7 protein-coding genes are annotated in these 20,617 nt (G+C 40.8%); all 7 read right to left on the bottom strand.

The annotated features are described in order from the left end of the window. Positions 1-52: 52 nt before the first annotated feature. The 7 genes from NSP_RS11935 to NSP_RS11905 all read right to left on the bottom strand — a co-directional run bounded on the left by NSP_RS11935 (position 53) and on the right by NSP_RS11905 (position 20,594). On the bottom strand, positions 53-298 hold the full coding sequence (locus tag NSP_RS11935) for a hypothetical protein (protein ID WP_006194160.1): 246 nt from the start codon (positions 296-298) through the stop codon (positions 53-55). Between the two features lie 10 nt (positions 299-308). Then, positions 309-1,784 (bottom strand): aspartate aminotransferase family protein, encoded by a 1,476-nt coding sequence (locus NSP_RS11930; RefSeq protein WP_006194159.1) that lies wholly within the window; start codon positions 1,782-1,784, stop codon positions 309-311. Positions 1,785-1,878: 94 nt separating this feature from the next. Then, positions 1,879-2,757 (bottom strand): class I SAM-dependent methyltransferase, encoded by an 879-nt coding sequence (locus NSP_RS11925; protein ID WP_231859456.1) that lies wholly within the window; start codon positions 2,755-2,757, stop codon positions 1,879-1,881. A gap of 28 nt (positions 2,758-2,785) precedes the next feature. After that, positions 2,786-5,848 carry a thioester reductase domain-containing protein gene (locus tag NSP_RS11920; protein ID WP_006194157.1) on the bottom strand — a complete coding sequence of 1,021 codons (3,063 nt, stop codon included), beginning with the start codon at positions 5,846-5,848 and terminating at the stop codon, positions 2,786-2,788. Continuing rightward, positions 5,848-9,333, bottom strand: coding sequence for a non-ribosomal peptide synthetase (locus NSP_RS11915; RefSeq protein WP_006194156.1), 3,486 nt, complete (start codon positions 9,331-9,333; stop codon positions 5,848-5,850). Before NSP_RS11915 ends, NSP_RS11920 begins: the two co-directional genes overlap by 1 nt. Then, the gene (locus NSP_RS11910; RefSeq protein WP_017804093.1) at positions 9,330-12,596 is read right to left on the bottom strand and encodes a non-ribosomal peptide synthetase; all 3,267 of its coding nucleotides are present in this window, start codon (positions 12,594-12,596) and stop codon (positions 9,330-9,332) included. The genes NSP_RS11915 and NSP_RS11910 overlap by 4 nt, the downstream gene beginning before the upstream one ends. Positions 12,597-12,728: 132 nt before the next feature. Further along, positions 12,729-20,594 (bottom strand): non-ribosomal peptide synthetase, encoded by a 7,866-nt coding sequence (locus tag NSP_RS11905; RefSeq protein ID WP_006194153.1) that lies wholly within the window; start codon positions 20,592-20,594, stop codon positions 12,729-12,731. Between the last annotated feature and the right edge of the window lie 23 nt (positions 20,595-20,617).

The raw sequence follows: 20,617 nt of genomic DNA, 5'->3' as shown, positions 1-20,617 counted from the left end.
GGGTTTTTAACGCAAAGGGGCGCGGAGGTTAACGCAAAGGTTCGCGGAGGTTTTATGAGGAGGAGGGAATGGTGAATTGTAAGGTCTGTTGACAAAATTCTTGCCATTCGGGGGTGATATGGTTAAATATGATGTTTTGGTCGAGATAAATTCCGGTTGTTACTACATAGTTTTCTTGTAGGTAGAGAATACTATCTTCTGTTAGTTGTTGTTGGAGGTTTGGGTTTTCTTGCCAGTTTTTATATTGACGCAGTTGTTGTAGTAGATAAGCTTTGCAGTATTTTCCGATTTGTGGCATGGTTTTATTTCTATTTGTTTATAAGTCCTTGGGTTTGCAATTCTTTGATACTCTCGATAAATGCTTTTTTGATGAGATTAATATCTTCGTCTGTGTGTGCTGTGGAAAGAAATCCTCCTTTGTCTCCTTGGCGCAGGTGTATTCCTTTTTCTATGAGATGATAGGAAAGTAGATTCATCGCCATTGGGGAAACTGCATTTTGGGAAGTAGCTACAGCAAAAAATGACCCAAAGCTGGTAAACTTAATGGCTATATTCTGTTGTGCCAAATCAGCGTTTAAATCACTGACAAGCTGCGTAGTTCGTTCATTTAAAGCTTGGTGTAATGCAATACCCGATGTTTTGAGGTGTTGTAAGGTGGCATGGGCGGCGGCGAGGGCGAGGGGATGTTTACAAAATGTCCCAGCAAAGAAGGTTGTGGGGACTTGAGGGGCGGAATCATCACCAAATTGCCATTGTCCACCATCTATGTAATTCATATAACTTGCTTTGCCAGCAATTGCCGAAATTGGTAGCCCACCTCCAACTATTTTGCTATATGTGGTAATGTCTGCTTTTACACCAAAATGTGCTTGCGCTCCTCCGGGGTGAATGCGAAAACCTGTCACCATTTCATCAAAAATTAGGACTATTCCCAGTTCTTGGGTGATTTGTCGCAGGTGTTGCAGAAATTCGCGGGGTTGGAGTTCGGGAAAACGGCTTTGTACAGGTTCTACTAAAACAGCTGCAATTTCTTGGCGGTGTTTGCGAATTAAGTTTAAGGAATGTTCATTACCGTATTCTAAAATCAGCACGTCATCGGCTGCACTGGGGGGAATTCCTGGGGCGGCGGGTACGGCTTTGGGGTTGAGGTTGGCTGCTAAACCTGCTTGAATTGGCTGTAGTAGTCTACCAAGAAAACTACCGGATTTCGCTGCCATGACGCGACGAGCAGCTTTTTTAGCATACTCTGTCATTGTTGCCCGTACAAGTACAGCATCAAAATGTCCGTGATAGGAATTGGTGAAAATCACTATTTTTGAACGTTTTGTAGCGGCGCGGGCTATACGTACAGCTGTCATTACTGCTTCTGTACCTGTGTTGCTAAAGGTGACGCGTTCTGCACCTGTTAATTCACTGATGAGTTGGGCTACTTCTCCAGCTATTGTATTTTGGACACCAATGTGCATTCCTCGTTGTAGTTGTTCGGTGATGGCTGTTTGGATGAATGGGGGGTTATGTCCAAATAAGTTAGTTCCTAACCCCATAAGAATGTCTATGTATTCGTTGCCATCAATATCCCACAGTCGAGAACCATTAGATTTTTCTACAGCAATAGGGTAGCAAAGTTCTTTGATTTCTGGGGTGAATTTGATGCCAATTGAGGTTTTATCGGCTAATATTTGCCGATTTTTTTGAGCTAGGTTTTTCGACGCTTGGGTACGTTGGGTATATTTTTGGATGAATGTTTCTAGATACTGTTGTGGGGGGTTTTTCGTTGTTGTCATGGGTGTTTTTTTTCACGCATCAGCGAAGCGAAGTACGAAGTACGTTAGGCGCAAAGGCGCAAAGGAAGAAAGGTTATAAGCAAGTAAGTGGAGGTTAAATATTTATGGGTTTACGACATAGGAAGTATGCTGAGTGTCTATCGTCTATTGTGGGGTTTCCTTCTAGGGTGAGGATGTGAATGTCGGTGAAGCCTGTTTGTTGTAATGCAGTTTTGATTTCTTCGGGGATATGTCCTCTGACGGGGTATTTTTCAGCCATTTTTTGCCAATTTTTTTCTTTGGCTTGAAATGCAGTTAGGAATTTTATTCGGAGTTTGTATAAAAGTCGGTGGTTTAATATTGGGGAAAATAAACGCCATATTGTTCGCAGTAAAGGTGTGGATGATGGTTTGGTTTTTTGTTGAAACATTGTGACTTGGAAGTAGCCTTTACGTTCATCGGGGTTATAATTTGGTGTCAGCATCCAAGCGTATTTTTTTTCGATTTCTCCTTCAACAATTTTGCCTCTCCACCAGCGCTGCATTTGTTGATGATGGTTGATATCGAAGAGAAACCAGCCGTTATCTTTGAGGGCTGAATATACTCTTTGAAAGACTTGCTGTAGTTCGGGAATTGTCATGATGTGGTTGAGGGCTGCGCTTGTGGAAAATGCTGCATCGAAGGATGGGGGGAGTTCAAATTGACGTGCATCTGCTAATAAGAATTTGCCGTTGGGTGCATTTTGACGGGCATAATTTAACATTTGGTTGGAGTTATCTATGCCTGTTATTTGATATCCTTGATTAATTAAAATTTGCACTAGTTGTCCTGTTCCACAGCATAAGTCTAGGATTTGTGCGTTTTGGTTTAGTCGGGGAAGGAGGATTTTTTCTAGGGGTTTTAGTTGGTTTTGGCAATATTCTGGCCCCATTGTTTGGTTATATAGCCATGCCCAGGTGTCGTATTCTGTATGGTTTGGTGTGTTGGATATCATGATTTTTAAACGCAGAGGTTCGCGGAGGTTAACGCAAAGGTTCGCGGAGGTTTGAGGGAGGTTTTTTTATGAGGTTTTGTTGGATGAGGTGGGAGAGGTAGGTTTGTATTAGGTTTTCGTTGATGGTGGGTGGGGTGATTAGTTGATTTAGGATGTTTTGGGTTTTTCTGTTGTCAATTTGCAATTTAGTATTGGGTTGTGATTCATGGGTGGTTCTTTGTTTCGGTAGTAGGGGAATTAGGGGATATAGGATATGTTCTGGGGAATTTTGGGCTATTTCTAATATTTTGTTTCTCCATTGTTGGTAGGAAATTTTCTCAATTTTAAAGCCGATTTTTTTTAGTTGTTCAAAAATAATTTCTGAGGAGACGGGTTTGGGTTGGATGATATGGAAAATTTGATGGTTGGATGCTATTTTTGATAGTTCGATGATGGCACTACAGACGTAATCTACTGGTAAGATTTCTAAGGGCATGGCTGTATCTGGTATACTGCCTAATTGCACGTAGCCTAAAAGCAGTTTGTAGAGAAAGTCATCTTGATTAAATGCTCCGGTTTTACTATCTCCTGAAACTGCTCCTAATCTGTATATTTTGACTGGTATTCCTCGGTTTATGGCTGTTATGGCTAATTTTTCGGCTGCCCATTTACTCTGAGCATATCCACCAATAGGTATACCATATTTATCTAAGTTATCATCTTCTGTTATCTGTAAGTTACTATGATTATTGGCTGCAAAAATGCTGGTTGAGGAAATTAAATGTACAGGTTTTAATTTGCTCTGGCTTGCTAGTCTGAAAATTTCCTGTGTACCTAACACGTTGGCGGATTTTAAACGGTTGTAAGGTTCTGTGTGATTTACCTTTGCTCCATTATGATAAATTATGTCTATTTGGTTGGCTAAGTTGGCAAATTCTAGTGCAGATAGTCCTAATTTTGGTTTGGCTAAGTCTCCTACTATGGGAATAATTCTTTCTGAGTATGAGTTATCCCAAATTTGGTAGTTTTGTAAGGTTTTGACTATTCTCTGTTTTGCTGTTTCAATATTTTCGGCTCTGATTAAACAATAAATTGAGGCTGTGGTTTTATTTAATAGTTCTTGTAATAAGAATGCGCCGATAAATCCTGTCGCACCTGTTAATAGTAATGAGGAAGCTGCGGGGGATAGGGAAGATGAGGAAGGAGGAATAATTGTTGAATCAAGGGTTGTTTCTTGTTGCCAATCTATTTCTACTTTTGTTTTTCCAGAGTTTTGCAGAAATTCAATTATTTCGCTTTTGCGTTCCTGTAATTGTGCTTTTAAGGTAGGTTTTAAAACTCCTTTGGGAGCGTTACAGCGTAGTTTGGGTATGCTATCGGTATCTTCTAGCCAAATGCGAATATCTAGACGCTGCAATTCAAAGAGAAATGATTGAATTGAAGATACTTCTCCCCAAACTTCCGGTTGTAAAAGGGTGTGAGTTTTGATATTTCCTATAATTGATGAGGTTTTCGGGTTTGGTATGAGGAAGATTTCTTCACAACCAAAGAGGCGTTTGCTGAGAATTTCTTGGCTATGACAATATGCTATTAGTTGGTTAGATTCGATTATTGCTTTGGATTCTGCGGTATAAATAATTGAGGTGATGAAGGTGAGCCAAGGTTCTTGACCCATTGCATAAATATATACTTGCTGGGGGTGGAGTTGTTGCACTAAGGCGATCGCCCTGCTACTATCAGAACCATCTAAGCGTCGTGTTTGGGCAATTTTTCGCGGGACTTGATTGGTTAATAATGCCCCATAAGCCCACGTATAAGGCGCACCACCGCATTCCATACCAATGAACAATACATCGATATCGCCAAAAATTTGCTGTAGGTGGCTGTACAGTTGGGGGTCAATATTATTAGAATCGGCGGCACATAATATTGAACGTCCTTTGAGATTAATTAAATACGCAGCTTTTGTAGCAATATTTAAGTCTCCGTGTTCTCCTAAAAATGGTAATCCGGTTATGTACCCATCTGTAAGATGAATTACTTCTAATTCGTCAATTTCTCGGACATTTTTAAACCCAATTTGTTGCAGCATCAATTTTAAAGAAGGGTCAATTAAGGTTCCCTTATTACTTTTAGGAACGACCACAGTTTGAATTTTGTGGCGTAACTGCAACAGTGTTTCTAACATTATATGGTCTTGATGATTGTGGGTGATCAAAACGTAGTCAATCACCGGGGGGAGATGCTGGTATGTGTAACGATTATCTCCAGAATCATCGGGATAACTAATGATGGGGTCACAAAGAATACTAATGGATTCGGTTTGAATTAAAACACAGGCGTGACCAAAATAACGAACTCGGACAGCTTCCCCTCTGTAGTCTGGTTCTTGCTTGGGGGGTGTGGTGGTGAAAAAGTCTGCAAATAGAGTTTCTTGCTGGGGTTTAATTTTGAGGGTATCTCGAATATCTTCATAGGGCTGGGGAGTGTGACGCATTTGGAAGAGTTGGTCAAGTGCGCGATCGCTAAATGCCATTTTTAGATGTATACTCTGCTCATCTGGTAAGCGTGGTGTACTCAAAACAAAAGCCCGTTTATCTCCATCACCCAAGTACAAATTCACCGATTGATTGGCGGGATTATAATATGGACTGCGATAAAGTAACCCTTCAATAAAACGAATTGACGGATAATTATTACTATCTTGCACCAATTCCACATATCCACGTAAGGCTTGAGGAATTTTCTCATACAAAGGCTCTAAGGAATAACCCTGAGTATGTTCAGCTAAGATTTTTTCTAAATCTTGAATTGCTTGCGCCAGTTCTAGCAGATGCGCTTGCTGTTTTTGGGTTGTCTCTAGTAATATCTGTATATCCTCAACTCGACTGGAATCATAGTTAATGAAAGGACCGCCAATCATCGCCGGATTTTTTAAAGCATCTTGATGTACCTGGGGTGCAGCTACAAAAGATTGCATAATTGGCAGATGGGAATGAGCAATATACATTGCGGCTGTAGCGGGAGAAATTAAGTATGACCACGCGTACCACTGATTGAAAAGTGGTTCAACGATGACATTGGGTTTCAGGTAAATTAGTTGGTTAATCATTAAATTTCAAACTCCTCCCGTTCATCGTCTCCGGTGTCAGATATTACGGTAACTTCCGCCGTTAATTGTCTTTGCAAAATCCGTTCCGCCATACCTGCTACTGTCGGCGCATCAAACAAATCCATTACAGTTAGTTCCACTTGAAACACCTGTAAGGCTTGAGAAATTAATTGGGTAGCAATGAGAGAATGTCCCCCCAATTCAAAAAAATCATCGTGAATACTGACTTTTTCTAAGTTGAGTATCTGGGTGTAAATATTGGCTAATTGCGCTTCAATTTGTGTCCGAGGAGCAATAAATTCAGATGTTGAGACTATTTCTTCGGGTGCGGGGAGAGAGTAGATATCTACTTTACCGTTAGGTGTTAGGGGTAAATTATCCAACAGCACAAATGCACTAGGAACCAAATATTCTGGTAACTTCTCGCGCATGAAGCTGCGGAGGGACTGGGAAGTAAGTAAATTTTCTTTTCCCTGTTCCCTGGTTTCTTCATTGGGAATCACATAAGCAACTAAACGCTTCTGTTCTGGTTGGTCTTCGCGGATTATTACTACCCCGGCACGCACCCCAGAATTTTGACACAATACTGTTTCCACTTCTTGCGGTTCAATGCGAAAACCGCGAATTTTTACTTGATTATCAATCCTTCCTAAAAGTTTGATGCGACCATCAGGTAAGTAACAAGCAAGGTCGCCGGTTTTATAAAGTCTGGGTTGACTGTTGACTGATAACTGATAACTGATAACTGATAACTGACTAAATGGGTTAGGGATAAATTTTTGGTTTGTTAAATCTGGACGATTTAAATAACCTCGCGCTAAACCAATTCCACCAATGTAAAGTTCACCAATTACACCGATGGGGACGGGTTGTAAATAATTATCTAATATATATAGTTGTTTGTTGGCGCTGGGGCGAATGGTGGGAAGCAAAGGATGACCATTACCACAAAGTACCATGCTGGCGTTAACTGTTACTTCTGTTGGTCCATAAGCGTTAATAAAGCGTCTTTCTTCTGACCATTTGGCGATTAATTCAGGTGATGGGGCTTCTCCTCCTACTAATATCATTCGCAAATGTGGTAAATCTGCTGAAGGAATTAGAGACAGGGCTGAAGGGGTGATAGTTATATGAGTAACTGCATTATTTTGTAGCAGTTGTAGTAAGGTTTCTCCTGGTAGTAAAGATTCGGATTTAGCGAGACAAAGTTTAGCACCACTTCCCAAGGCCATGATGATTTCGGGAATCGAAGCATCAAAGCTGAGTGAGAAAAATTGCAGTACACAATCACCTGGATGAACATCACAAATTTCTATTTTATGTTTTGTGAGATTTGTTAAGCCAATGTGGGGAATTAAAACGCCTTTGGGTTTACCAGTGGAACCGGAAGTGTAGATTAAATAAGCTAAATTTTCTGGTGTAACTTCGCTTTTTGGGTTCTCTGTGCTGCATTGAGAAATTATTTCCCAGTCTGTATCTAGGTAAATTATTTCATAGTTTGGGGGAGTGCTGAGTGCTGGTTTCAGGCTGGTTTCTGTCAGCAAAATCGGAACTTGGGAATCAGCCAACATATATCCCAAACGTTCTGGGGGATAATTGGGGTCTAGGGGAAGATATGCGCCACCAGCTTTAAGAATACCAAGTAAAGCGATGATCATTAATGGCGATCGCTCTACACATAATCCCACAATTATCTCTGGTTTCACTCCTTTTTTTTGCAAATAATGAGCAACTTGATTACTTTTTTGATTGAGTTCTCTATAAGTAAGAGACTCAACAACTACTCCCTCCTCTTTGTCAGGGGAGGGTTGGGGTGGGGTATATACAACCGCTACTGCATCCGGTGTCTTTTCTACCTGCGCTGCAAATAAGTCTTGAAAAGTTAAATGACTGGGAAATTCTACCTGAGTTTGATTCCAATCAATGAGGATTTTTTGTCTTTCACTTTCTGTAAGTAATGGTAATTCGGAAATCCGTTTTTCTGGGTTTTCAACTATCGCTGTGAGTAGAGTCTGAAAATGTCCTACCATGCGGCTAATTGTCTCTGGTGCAAACAAATCTCGGTTATACTCAAATGCACCCACAAAACCTGCTGATGTCTCGTACATATCCAAACTTAAATCTAGTTTGGCGCTGGCTTCTGTACGATTTAGAGGTGTGAGAGTTAACCCCGGTAATTCTAATTTTTCTGTGGGGGCATTTTCTAAGCGAAATTTTACCTGAAATAAAGGATTAAAGCTTAAATCTCTTTCTGGTTGCAGAACTTCTACTAATTTCTCAAAAGGTATATCCTGATGATCGTAAGCTTGCCAAGTGGTATTTTTTAACTGTTGCAATAAATCCTGAAAACTAGGATTATCTGTGAGATTTGTTCTTAATACTAATGTGTTGACAAAAAAGCCAATTAAACCTTCAATTTCCCGACGATGGCGATTAGCTACGGGAGTACCAACGAGTATATCTGTTTGTCCGGTGTAGCGATGCAGAAGGATTTTATAAGCTGTGAGGAGGGTAACAAAGGAGGTGACACCTGCACTTTTTGCTATTTTGATAATGTCTTGACTCAACTGAGGAGAGAGAGAAAAAGACTCAATTGCACCCCGAAATGTTTGTACTCGTCCACGGGGGTAGTCGGTGGGTAATTGTAATACTGGCAGAATACCGCCTAACTGTTGTCGCCAATAGTCTAGTTGCGTGTCTAAAACTTCTCCTTGTAACCATTGTCTCTGCCAAATTGCAAAATCAACATACTGAATTGCTAACTCTGGTAAGGGGGATGGTTGATTGGTACTAAAAGCATTATAAAGGGTTGCCAATTCCTTAATTAATATTTCCATTGACCAACCATCAGAGACGATGTGGTGCATGGTAAATAACACTACGTTTTCATCTTTAGCCAAACGGAGAATTTTCACCCGCAATAGTACATCTGTGGCTAAATCAAAGGGTGTCTGTGCTGCTTTTAAGGCGAGGTGGCGGACTTCTTCATCTTGTTCTAGGGGATTAAATGCTTGTAAATTAATGACAGCTAGGGGAAGAGTGACACTTGGCTGAATGTGTAAAACAGGATTGCCATTTACGGTTTTAAATTGTGTCCGTAATACTTCATGACGCTGAATAATTTCATTGAGCGATCGCTCTAATACCCTAACATCTAAATTCCCCTTTAATCGCACTGCCGTGGGTAAATTATATGTAGCATTCCCCAGTTGCAATTGTTCTAAAAACCACAATCTTTGTTGAGCAAAAGAAAGCGGCAGATTTTCATGGCGTTCTGCTGGTAAAATTGCTTGTGAATAATTGATTGCAGAAGACTTAGCTTGACGTAAAAAATTGATAATTTCAGGTTTGCGCGATCGCAATTCTACACCAAGTTCATCCGTCAGCACATCTTCAGGAACACTACACCGCAAATTAGCATCTTCTATCCACAGTTTCACATCTAGGCTGTAAAGGTGTGCCAGAAATTTTTCTATGGTCTTCATAGCGAAATCTCCTTACGCCCTGGTTGATCAGATGGGGTAGTTTGCATTTGTTGAATAGTTTGTTGTAGAATTTGAATTCGTTCTGCAAGTCCAGCAACTGTTGGTTTTTCAAACACACTATGTAAAGGTAAATCCAATTGAAAAGCCTCCCTCAGTCGTGATGTTACCCGAATTGCCAAGAGGGAATTTCCCCCCAATTCCAAAAAGTTTTCATCTACTCCCATGCGTTCGATTCGCAACACATCCGCCAAAATATTAGCAACCAGCGTTTCTGTAGAATTACGCGGTGCAATATATGCTTGATTAGCATGGCGTACAGTCTCAGGTTGAGGTAAAGCTTGACGATTGATTTTACCGTTAGGCAATAAAGGTAACGCTGACAACACTAAAAATATTGACGGCAGCATATAATCTGGTAATTGAGATAACAGAAATTTCTGTAATTCTTGAGTGAAAGATTCTGACTCGGTGCTAGTTGAAGCAGGCACAATATAAGCAACTAAACGCTGATTTTCAGAGGATTTGGAGTCCAAAATCACAACTGTTTGTTGAATATCAGGATGTTGATTTAGTACCGCTTCAATTTCGCCTAACTCAATTCTCAATCCCCGAATTTTTACTTGAGTATCCAATCGCCCCAAGTATTCCAAATTACCATCAGGTAAATAACGGCCAAGGTCGCCTGTTTTATAGAGAGTGATAACTGCTGACTGTTGACTGTTGACTGTTGACTGTGGATTAATAAATCTTTCCGCCGTTAAATCTGGACGATTCCAATAACCCCGTGCAACTCCCACACCACCAATGTAAATTTCACCAGTTACACCTAACGGGACTGGTTGTAAATCTTCATTCAGCAGATAAATTTGGGTATTAGAAATAGGACGACCGATAGGTACTGTATGTAATTCCACCCCACCGCTTTCAGCACCTCCCCTTACTAAGGGGAGGTTGGGAGGGGTAGGTTGACATTGCCAATAAGTTACATCAATTGCAGCTTCTGTTGGGCCATATAAATTGTGTAATTCTGCATTTAAACTGCGGAAAAAGCGATTTTGAATCTCTATTGATAAGGCTTCACCGCTACAAATTACCCGCTTGACACTGCGACAGCGTGCAGTTAAATTTGGTTCTTCTAAAAATACTCCCAACATTGCCGGCACAAAGTGTAATGTGGTGATTTGCTGCTGTTCAATAATCTCTAATAAATAATTTGTATCTTGGTGTCCTTCTGGTTTAGCCATTACTAGACAACCACCGTTAAGTAATGTCCAGAAAAATTCCCATACCGAAACATCAAAACTAAAGGGGGTTTTTTGTAAAACTGGTTCTCCTATCTCTAAATTATACTGTTGCTGCATCCAATACAACCGATTACTAACACCTCTATGATTATTAATGACTCCCTTGGGTGTACCAGTAGAACCAGAGGTATATATGATGTAAATTGCATTGTCAGGATTAACTAAGGTAGTGGGGTTATTTTCAGATGTCTGGGATATTTCCTGTAAATCTGTATCTAAAGCAAGAATTTTACCAGAATAATGAGGTAATTTATCTAATAAAGATGATTGTGTTAATAATACTGAAATATTAGTTTCATCAATGAAATATGTTAACCTGGAAACAGGATAAGCAGGATCTAGAGGAACATAACAACCTCCAGTTTTCAGAATACCTAATATTCCAATCACCATTTCTAAGGAACGTTCAATATAAATTCCCACTGGGATTTCAGGTTGTACTCCCAAAGTTTGTAAATAGTGGGCTAATTGATTGGCACGTTGATTTAATTCTTTATAAGTAAGTTGTTTGTCCTCAAATACCACAGCAATATTATCTGGTGTGCGTTCTACCTGGGCGGCAAATTGCTGATGAATAGATTCTAGGGGATAATATGCTTCTGTTTGATTCCATTCATGAATGCTTTTGTATTCCTGCTGAGTTAATAGGGGCAAGTTTCCTACAGTTTGCACTGGTTGACTCATGCCTAATAACAGAATACAGAAATGCTCTAATAATTGAGTAATAGTATGATCTGTAAATCTGCTGCGGTCATATTTCACCTTCAATGATAATTGATTTCCCACAGAAACCAACACCGTTAAGGGGAAACTTGTCCATTCTAAAGATTGAATATCAACAATACGTAATTCTTGATTTTCTGGAATTGCCGATGTATCAACGAGATAATTTTCAAATACTAAAATACTATCAAATAGTGAAATTCCCTGTGAAAGTTCACTCCATTCTTGAATTTCCAAAAGAGAGGTGTATTCATAGTCTAAAGCTTCTGCTTGTTGTGCTTGTAACTTTTGCAACCATGCAACTAAATTCTCTGTTGCTGAGACTTGCACTCGCACCGGCAAGGTATTGATAAATAACCCTACCATTGATTCTACACCAGCGATCGCTGTGGGTCGTCCTGATGAAGTTGCACCAAATACTACATCTGTGGTGTGGCAATAACGACTTAATAATATAGCAAAAGCAGCCTGTAAAAGAGTATTGAGAGTTAATTGTTGCTGTTTTGCCCACTGTTGTAAAGAAGTGGTTTGACTAGGGGTGAGGTTGCGGTGTTGTTCTTGGGGTGTGAACTTATTGCTTTCACTTCTTGAAAAAGAGAGGGAATAAGCAGGTGTGGTGAATCCTTGAAGTTGCTTTTGCCAAAATTGTTTAGCGGCGATTTTATCCTGTTGCTGTAACCAGGAGATGTAGTCAATATAGGGGCGAGAATTAGGATAATAAAATGGGGAATTATAATAATTTTGCCAAACTTGTTTAATTACTAATGCTGATGACCAACCATCAAGAATTAAATGATGCTGTGTCCAAATAAGAATATATTTAATATCTGATAGCTTAATCAGAGTAAAACGCATTAAGGGCGGTTGTTTTAGGTCAAATCCCAAAGTGCGATCGCCCTGTAAATATTCCTCTAATTTTACCTTAATTTTTGCCTCTGAAATTCCTTGCCAATCTAACAATTTCCAAGGAATTTCTACTTGCCGAAATACAACTTGGAAAGGTTTATCTCGCTGTTCCCAATAAAAAGCTGTGCGTAAAGCTGCATGATTTTCCACAACTTGATTCCATGCAGTTTGTAAAGCATTTATATCTAGTCTTCCTTCCAGATACAAGCAAACTTGTGGTACATACACGCCTACTTGTGGTGTTAACAAGGTATGAAATAGCATTCCTTGCTGCATGGGAGATAGGGGATAGATATTTTCTATATTTTGGCGTTTATCCACGGGGTGCATGATTTTTGGTTTTGATGTTGTGATGCAAATATTTAGTTGGTGTCACGCAGAGGCGCAGAGGCGCAGAGAGTAAGAGAACTCTGCGTACCTCCGCGTTACCTCCGCGTACCTTTGCGTTTAAAAAAACTCTTCTCATAACTCTTCCAACAACTTATCAAGTTCATCTTGGGTAAAATCCATCTCTGGGAAATCAGAGGGGGTAAAGCCGCTAATGTCAGGGGTGACACAATGTTGAATTAGTGCAAGTAGTATTTGTTGATAGTTGTCTGCTAAGGTGGTGATGGTTTGACGGTGATGTATTTTTTGGCTGTAACTCCAATCACATCGTAGTTTTCCTCCTGTGACTATACTGTTAATTTCAATTAAAGTGTTGCGATTTCCTTTGAGACTCCGGCTATATCCGATAAGTTCACGCGCTGGGGTGAATAGGGAATTATCTGAGAAGATTTGGTCAGATTGTCCTAGATAGTTAAATCTGATTTGTGGTAAAGGTCTTGATTTCAGGGTAGCTTGAATTGTTGGGGATGCTAGATAACGTAGCAATCCATAGCTGATACCACGGTCTGGAATTTGCCGCAGTTGTTCTTTGATTGTTTTGAGGTAAACCCCTAAATCGGAAGAGGGAGTTATATTTAATAATACCGGAAATAGGTTTGTAAACCAACCCATTGTCCGAGATAAATTCATGTTTGGAAACAAATCTTCTCTGCCATGTGCTTCCAGTTCTACTAATAGACGATTTTCACCTGTCCAATCTTGAAAGGCTAGTGCTAGTGCTGTTAATAAAATGTCGTTGATTTGGGTGTGGTAGGCGTTGTTAACGTTTTGAAGTAAGGCTTGGGTGTCTGGAACTGTTAAAAATGTAGAGTAAGTTTCTACATCTGCCATTGTGTTGGAACCTGGGGCATAATCTCCGGGTAAAGGTGGTATTTGCTGCCAAAGGGGAGATGTCCAGTAGTTAAATGCTGATTGTAAATCGCCTGTCCAGGTGTAATCTTGAAGTTTGATTGCCCACTGTTGGTAAGATGTGGTTTTTGGTGGTAGTTGTATTTCTTGTTTTTGGCTAAGTTGCTGATATGCTAGTTGCAAATCTTCAAGAAATATTCGCCAAGAGATACCATCGATGATTAAGTGATGGAAGATGAGGAGTAAACGATTATTTTGGTTTCTACCAAGGTTGAAATAGGCGATACGCAGCAATGGCGGTGTTTCTAGGTCAAAGCCGGCTTGTAAATCATTGGCAACATTGGTTATGGTTTCTGATACTTTTTCTGGGGTGAGAATTGCTAACTCTGAGATATCAATATGATAAAACCCCACCCCTAGCCCGTCCCCGCAAGCGAGGAGAGGGACTGGATTTGCTGCTGCAAATTGTCGCCAACCATCGGGGGTGTTTGTAAAGCAGGAACGCAAGCTATCATGATGTGATAATAGGTGATTTAATGCCTGTTGTAACCATTCAGGATGAAGAGATTGCTTTACTTCTAACAGAATTGCTTGATTCCAATGATGTGCATCTACCAGATTTTGTTCAAAAAACCAATGCTGAATGGGAGTTAAAGGAATTTCTCCTGTAACTGGTGCTTGGTCACTCGGTAATATGATTTTGGTGTCTACAATGGCCGCTAGTTCTGCCACTGTTTGATATTGGAACATTTGCCGGGGACGCAATGCCAAGTTTTGCTGATTTGCTTTGGCTACTACTTGAATTGCTAGAATGGAATCACCACCCAAGCTAAAGAAATTATCGTGAATGCTAAGAGATGCAATCCCTAATACCTGACTCCAGATGTTAAATAATTGTTGTTCTATGGGTGTCCGGGGTGCGGTTGCTGTGGTAGTGACTGGTGATAAATCAGGTATGGGCAAAGCTTGACGGTCTATTTTACCATTAGCGGTTAAAGGTAAAGTTTCTAGGATAACGAAGGCAGTTGGTAACATATAAGCAGGTAGTTTTTCTGCTAAAAATTGCCTTAATTCTGCTGTTTCAATGTGAGATTTAGGAACAACATAAGCAACTAAACGGCTATGTTCTGGGTTATCGTTACGAACTATTGCTAAAGCTTGGGCTACCTGTGGATGTTGGTTGAGTACTGCTTCGATTTCTCCTAACTCAATGCGAAAACCGCGCAGTTTGACTTGATGATCTAAACGACCTAGATATTCAATATTACCATCAGGAAGATAACGCGCGCGATCGCCTGTTTTATAAAGTTGATTATTCCCTATTCCCCAATTAATAAACCTTTCTGCGGTCAATTCTGGACGCTTCCAGTAACCTCTTGCTAACCCAGCACCACTGAGGTAAATTTCACCGGGTACGCCAATGGGAACGGGTTGCAGGTTTTGATCTAGGATATAAACTTGAGTGTTGGCGATGGGTTTACCAATTGTGGGGGCTTGTTGGCTATGTGGAGGAATAAGGGTAAAAGTAGAATAAGTAGTATCTTCGGAAGGGCCGTAAAGATTATATACTCGCTGAATTGTCGATTGTTGATAAAGTGCGTCTACAAGGGATTTCGGTAAAGGTTCGCCGGCTAAATTGACTGTCTGCACTGATGCAGAAATACCATTTAAACGCAAGAGTTCTCTGGCTGCTGAGGGAACTGTATTTACTAACGTCACCTGTGCTGCGGCTGGTAATTCTGGTAATTGTAGGGCATGATCAGCCAGGATGACGCAACCTCCCCAACTCAGAGGAACAAAGATTTCAAATACTGAAAGGTCAAAACAAATTGAAGTGGAAGCTAAAACACCTGTTAATTCTGCTGCTGAGTAAATCTCTCGCGCCCAATACATGAGTGTAACTGGACTTTGGTGGGTGATGGCGACTCCTTTGGGAATGCCTGTTGTACCAGAAGTGTAGATAATGTAGGCGAGGTTGGATGTTAAAGGTTGACGGTTGACGGTTGACAGTTGACTGGGGATTGGGGAATCTAGGCAAACTGTGGGAATTTCTAGTTGGGGTAATTTGGTTAATTGCTGTTGCTGGGTGAGTAACACCTGCATTTGAGCATCTTGAATAATTAATGCTAATCTGGCTAGGGGATAGTTGGGTTCGAGGGGAACGTAAGCACCACCAGCTTTGAGAATACCCAATAAGCCGATAATCATATCTAGGGAACGGTCAACGCAAATTCCCACAGGCGTTTCAGGCTGTACACCTAAACTTTGCAAATGACAGGCTAATTGATTGGCTTTGGTGTTTAATTCTTGGTATGTTAGCTGTTTTTCACCCCAAACAACGGCTATACGTTCAGGTGTTTCTGTAACCTGTGCCTCAAATAATTCATGTAAACATTGGGGCTGAGAATACTGGCGTTGAGTTGCGTTCCATTGTGCTAGTTGCTGTCTTTCTGCAATAGTCAATAACGGTAGTTCGCTGATAGGTTGCTGCGGATTTGCCACTACAGCCTCTAGCAAAGTTTCTAGATGTCCCGCCAAACGCTCAATTGTTGTGGCTGCAAATATATCAGTATTATATTCCAACTTACAACGTAACCCCTGGGCAGTTTCCCTCACTACCCAAGTCAGGTCAAATTTAGCTGTACCACTATCGGCATCAATCACTTGCCATTGCACTCCCGCCATATCTAACTCTGGTAAAGGTAAATTTTGCAACACTAACATGACTTGAAAAATTGGCGTATAACTGAGCGATCGCACTGGTTGGAGAACTTCTACCAATTGTTCAAAAGGTAAATCCTGATGGGCATAAGCACCCAAAGCCGTTGCCCGTACCCGTGCCAACAAAGTCATAAAACTAGGATTTTCACTTAAATCAGTACGTAAAGCTAGAGTGTTCGCAAAACAACCAATTAACCCTTCAGTTTCAGCTCGATTACGATTAGCGATCGCACTACCAACCACAATATCATCACTACCACTGTAACGATACAACAGCACATTCCAAACAGCCAGCAAACTCATAAACAAAGTGCTATGAGAAATCCGACTCAAACCCTTCAACCCCTGAGTCAATTCCGCCGAAACATCAAACCCATATACAGACCCCCGAAAAGACTGTACAGCCGGACGCAAATAATCAGTAGGCAATTCCAACATCACAGGCGCAGACTCCAGCTGTCCCCGCCAATACTGCAAATGTTCCTCTAAAACCCTCCCTTGCAACCACTCCCTCTGCCAAAAAGCAAAATCCACATATTGAATCCTCTCCACCTCTCTGCGTCTCTGCGCCTCTGCGTGAAACACATCCCGAACCAACAACCCCACAGACCAAGCATCAGCAATAATATGATGCAAAGTCAACAACAAAACCTGATTTCCCTGCCCCAAACGCAGCAACCGCACCCGCCACAAACAACCATCAGCCAAATCAAAAGGCTGCTGCGCCTGACTTTGCGCCAAGTCCCGCACCTGCTGCTGCTGTTCAAATTCCGGTAATCCTTGCAAATCAATTACTGGTATCTGGACATCACAAACATCAGCAATCCTTAAAACAGGCTGTCCATCCAAACTTGAGAAACTCGCCCGCAACATTTCCTGTCGTCGGACTACTTCCGCAAAACTGGCTTGCAAAATACCCAAATCAATATCGCCCTGAATTTGTACAGCCAGAGGAATATTATAAGCAATGCTGTTTGGTTCCAACTGCGCCAAAATCCAAAAACGTTGCTGGGCAAAGGATAGAGGTAAATTATTAGTACGAGGAATAGGCAAAATAGGGCTAGCTTCCCTGTGACTTTGGGCAATTACCCCCGCTAAATCTGCAATCCTGGGACTTTCAAACAGATGACGCAAAGGCAATTCTACACCAAATACCTGCCGCACTTGCGAAATTAACCGCGTAGCTAGGAGGGAATGACCACCCAAATCAAAGAAATTATCCTCAATACCCACTGACTCGACACCCAACACCGTAGCCCAAATACTCGCCAAAACTTCCTCTGTTGGGGTGCGAGGCGTTTCATGTACCAGTGCTTGAGTATTCGGTGTAGGTAAGGCTTTACGGTCAATTTTACCATTAGGTGTGAGGGGTAAGGCTGCCAATGTGACAAATATCCCAGGAATCATATATCTGGGTAGTTTGTTGGCTAGGAATGTTTGTAAATCATTTACCCCCCTTAATCCCCCCTTATAAAGGGGGGAAACTGGAGAATTATCTAACTCCCTCCCCTTTATAAGGGAAACTGGAGAATTATCTAACTCCCTCCCCTTTATAAGGGGAGGGCTGGGGTGGGGTAAGTTTGATTCTGTGGAACATGGAACTATATATGCTACTAAGCGAGGTTCTTGTTCTCTGACTGTGACTACTGCTTGGGTGACTGCGGGATGTTCTGTTAATACTGCTTCTATTTCTCCTAGTTCAATGCGAAATCCTCTGATTTTAACTTGATTATCTAATCTACCTAAGTATTCTAGTTTACCATCTGGGAGATATCGGACGCGATCGCCTGTTTTGTATAGGGTGTATTCACGCAGAGGCGCAGAGGCGCAGAGAGGAGGAGTTTTGAGGAGAAATCTTTCTGCTGTTAAGTCTGGGCGTTGCCAATATCCTCTGGCTACTCCTGCACCACTAATATATAATTCTCCTGGTACTCCTATGGGGAGGGGTTGTAAATGTTGGTCGAGGACGTAAAATTGGGTATTGGCGATGGGATGACCGATGGTGACTGGTTGATCTATACTGAGTTTTTGGGCTGCTGACCAAATGGTTGTTTCTGTTGGCCCATAAAGATTCCAGACTTCTTGAGTGCAGGATAATAGTTGTTGGGCTAGGGTGTTATCTAATGCTTCTCCACCACAGAGGATTTTTAAGTCTTGTTTACCTTCCCAACCACTGGTTAAGAGTAATCTCCAGGTGGCGGGTGTGGCTTGCATGACGGTGATTTGATGTTTGGCGATCGCTTGTGCTAATCTCTCTCCATCTAGGGTGACATCCCTTTCTACTAGGACTAAACACGCACCTACTGTTAAGGGTAGGAAAATCTCTAAGGCTGCAATATCAAAGGCTAAGGTGGTGACAGCTAGGAGGTTATCTGCTGCTGTTAGTCCTGGTGCTTTGGACATTGCGGTTAAGAAGTTACTCAAGCTTTTGTGCAAAATTTGCACGCCTTTGGGTGTTCCGGTTGAGCCGGAGGTGTAAATTAGGTAGGCGAGTTGGTGGGGATGTGAGAAGTCACTGGTTTTGTCGCTGGTTAGGGGGATGGTTTTTATATCACGCAGAGGCGCAGAGGCGCAGAGAGGAGTTTTGAGAGGTGTATTTAACTCTATTTTTGGTAGGTTATTTAATAAGGATGTTTGAGTTATTAAGATTGATATTTTTGAGTCGTTAATTATAAATTGTAAGCGCTCTTGGGGATAGCTGGGATCGAGGGGAACGTAAGCACCGCCGGCTTTGTGTACTGCTAATAACGAAATTACCATTTCTGGGGAGCGATCGCAATAAATTCCTACTCGTGTTTCTGCTTGTACTCCCAAGTTTTGCAAATAATCGGCTAGTTGAGTGGCTTTTTGTTCGAGTTGTTGATAAGTTAGGGACTCACCGCCAAAAATAACGGCGATTTTATCTGGGGTTTTAGTTACTTGTTGACTGAATAATTCATAAGCTGTTAATTCAGGAATATCTGTAAATGTATCGTTCCACTGTGTGAGTAAATTTTGCTCTTTTGGTGTTAATAATGGTAATTCAACGATGGATTGTTCTGGGTTGAGGACAATTGCTGATAATAAGGTTTGGAAATGCTCGTTTAAGCTTTCAATAGTTGTTGATTGAAATAATTCTGTACTGTATTCCCAAGTTCCCCTTAATCCTTTTGATGTTTCGTACATATCCAAGCTGATATCAAACCGAGATGTGGAGTGTTCTGTTTCTACTGGTTCGATTTTTAAATCAGGTAAGGTTATAGTTTGGCTGGGTGTGTTATGCAGAACAAACATGACTTGGAATAGAGGATTTTGACTTAAATTTCTCTCTGGTTGTAGTTGTTCTACCAAATCCTCAAAAGGTAATTCTTGATGAGATAATGCGCCTAAAACTGTTTCTTTGACTTGGTTGAGAAGTTGGAGAAAACTGGGTTTACCAGATAAATTGCTGCGAAATATGAGATTATTAACAAATAAACCTATAAGGTTGACAATTTCTTTGCGATCGCGGCTAGTAACTGTAGAACCAACTAATATATCATCTTGCCCACTGTAGCGATATAATAATATATTAAATGCTGTTAACAGCGTCATAAAAACTGTAGAATTATGCTGTTGGCTTAGTCGTTGTAATTGCTCAGATAATTCTGGTGATAAAGTGAAAAATAGCCTTGCGCCCTGAAAACTTTTTATAGCCTTTCGGGGATAATCTGTTGGTAAAGATAATTCATGGGGATAATTTTGCAGTTGTTCCCGCCAATATGATAATTGATTTTGCCTAGCTTCACTTTGTAACCATTTTTGTTGCCAAGTTGCAAAATCAGCAAATTGAATTGGTAATTCTGCTAAGGTTTGACTTTGATAAATTGATATTAATTCCCGTACTAAAACACGAAATGACCAGTAATCTGTAATAATGTGGTGCATCACCAAAATCAACACAAATTCAGTATTACTCAGTTGTAGTAACGCAACACGTAATAAAGGCGGTTCTGTAAGTTTAAACGGTTGTTCTGTGAGCAATTTAGCTTGCTGTATAACTTCTGATGCTTGATTTTGCTGTGATAATTCCCGCAAATCAATTAAAGGTAAAGTTAGTTTTAAATTGGCAGCAATATTCTGTACAGGTTCATCATTAATTACAGTAAAACTGGTGCGTAAAATCTCATGACGTACCACAATTGACTGTAAACTTTGCTCTAAACGAGTGACATCGAGATTACCCGTCAACCGCAAAGCCGCAGGGATGTTATAAACTGATAATCCTGGTTGTAATTTATCGAGAAACCATAATCTTTTTTGAGCAAAAGAAAGCGGAAAATGTTGTTTAGCTGCTTTTTGTTGTAGAAGTTTCGCTAATAGTTCGCGTTTTTGGCATGAGGAAATATTCATAAGTTACTCAAGTAAAATAAGAT

The organism is Nodularia spumigena CCY9414, assembly GCF_000340565.2.
Taxonomy (GTDB): domain Bacteria; phylum Cyanobacteriota; class Cyanobacteriia; order Cyanobacteriales; family Nostocaceae; genus Nodularia; species Nodularia spumigena.
Note: the sequence above shows the minus strand (reverse complement) of the source record. Positions and strands in the feature narration are given on the sequence as shown.

Bases quoted from the DNA above. Each gene is read 5' to 3' on its own strand.
- NSP_RS11920 (WP_006194157.1), bottom strand. From the start codon at position 5,848: ATGATTAACCAACTAATTTACCTGAAACCCAATGTCATCGTTGAACCA.
- NSP_RS11915 (WP_006194156.1), bottom strand. From the start codon at position 9,333: ATGAAGACCATAGAAAAATTTCTGGCACACCTTTACAGCCTAGATGTG.
- NSP_RS11925 (WP_231859456.1), bottom strand. From the start codon at position 2,757: ATGATATCCAACACACCAAACCATACAGAATACGACACCTGGGCATGG.
- NSP_RS11910 (WP_017804093.1), bottom strand. From the start codon at position 12,596: ATGCACCCCGTGGATAAACGCCAAAATATAGAAAATATCTATCCCCTA.
- NSP_RS11930 (WP_006194159.1), bottom strand. From the start codon at position 1,784: ATGACAACAACGAAAAACCCCCCACAACAGTATCTAGAAACATTCATC.
- NSP_RS11935 (WP_006194160.1), bottom strand. From the start codon at position 298: ATGCCACAAATCGGAAAATACTGCAAAGCTTATCTACTACAACAACTG.
- NSP_RS11905 (WP_006194153.1), bottom strand. From the start codon at position 20,594: ATGAATATTTCCTCATGCCAAAAACGCGAACTATTAGCGAAACTTCTA.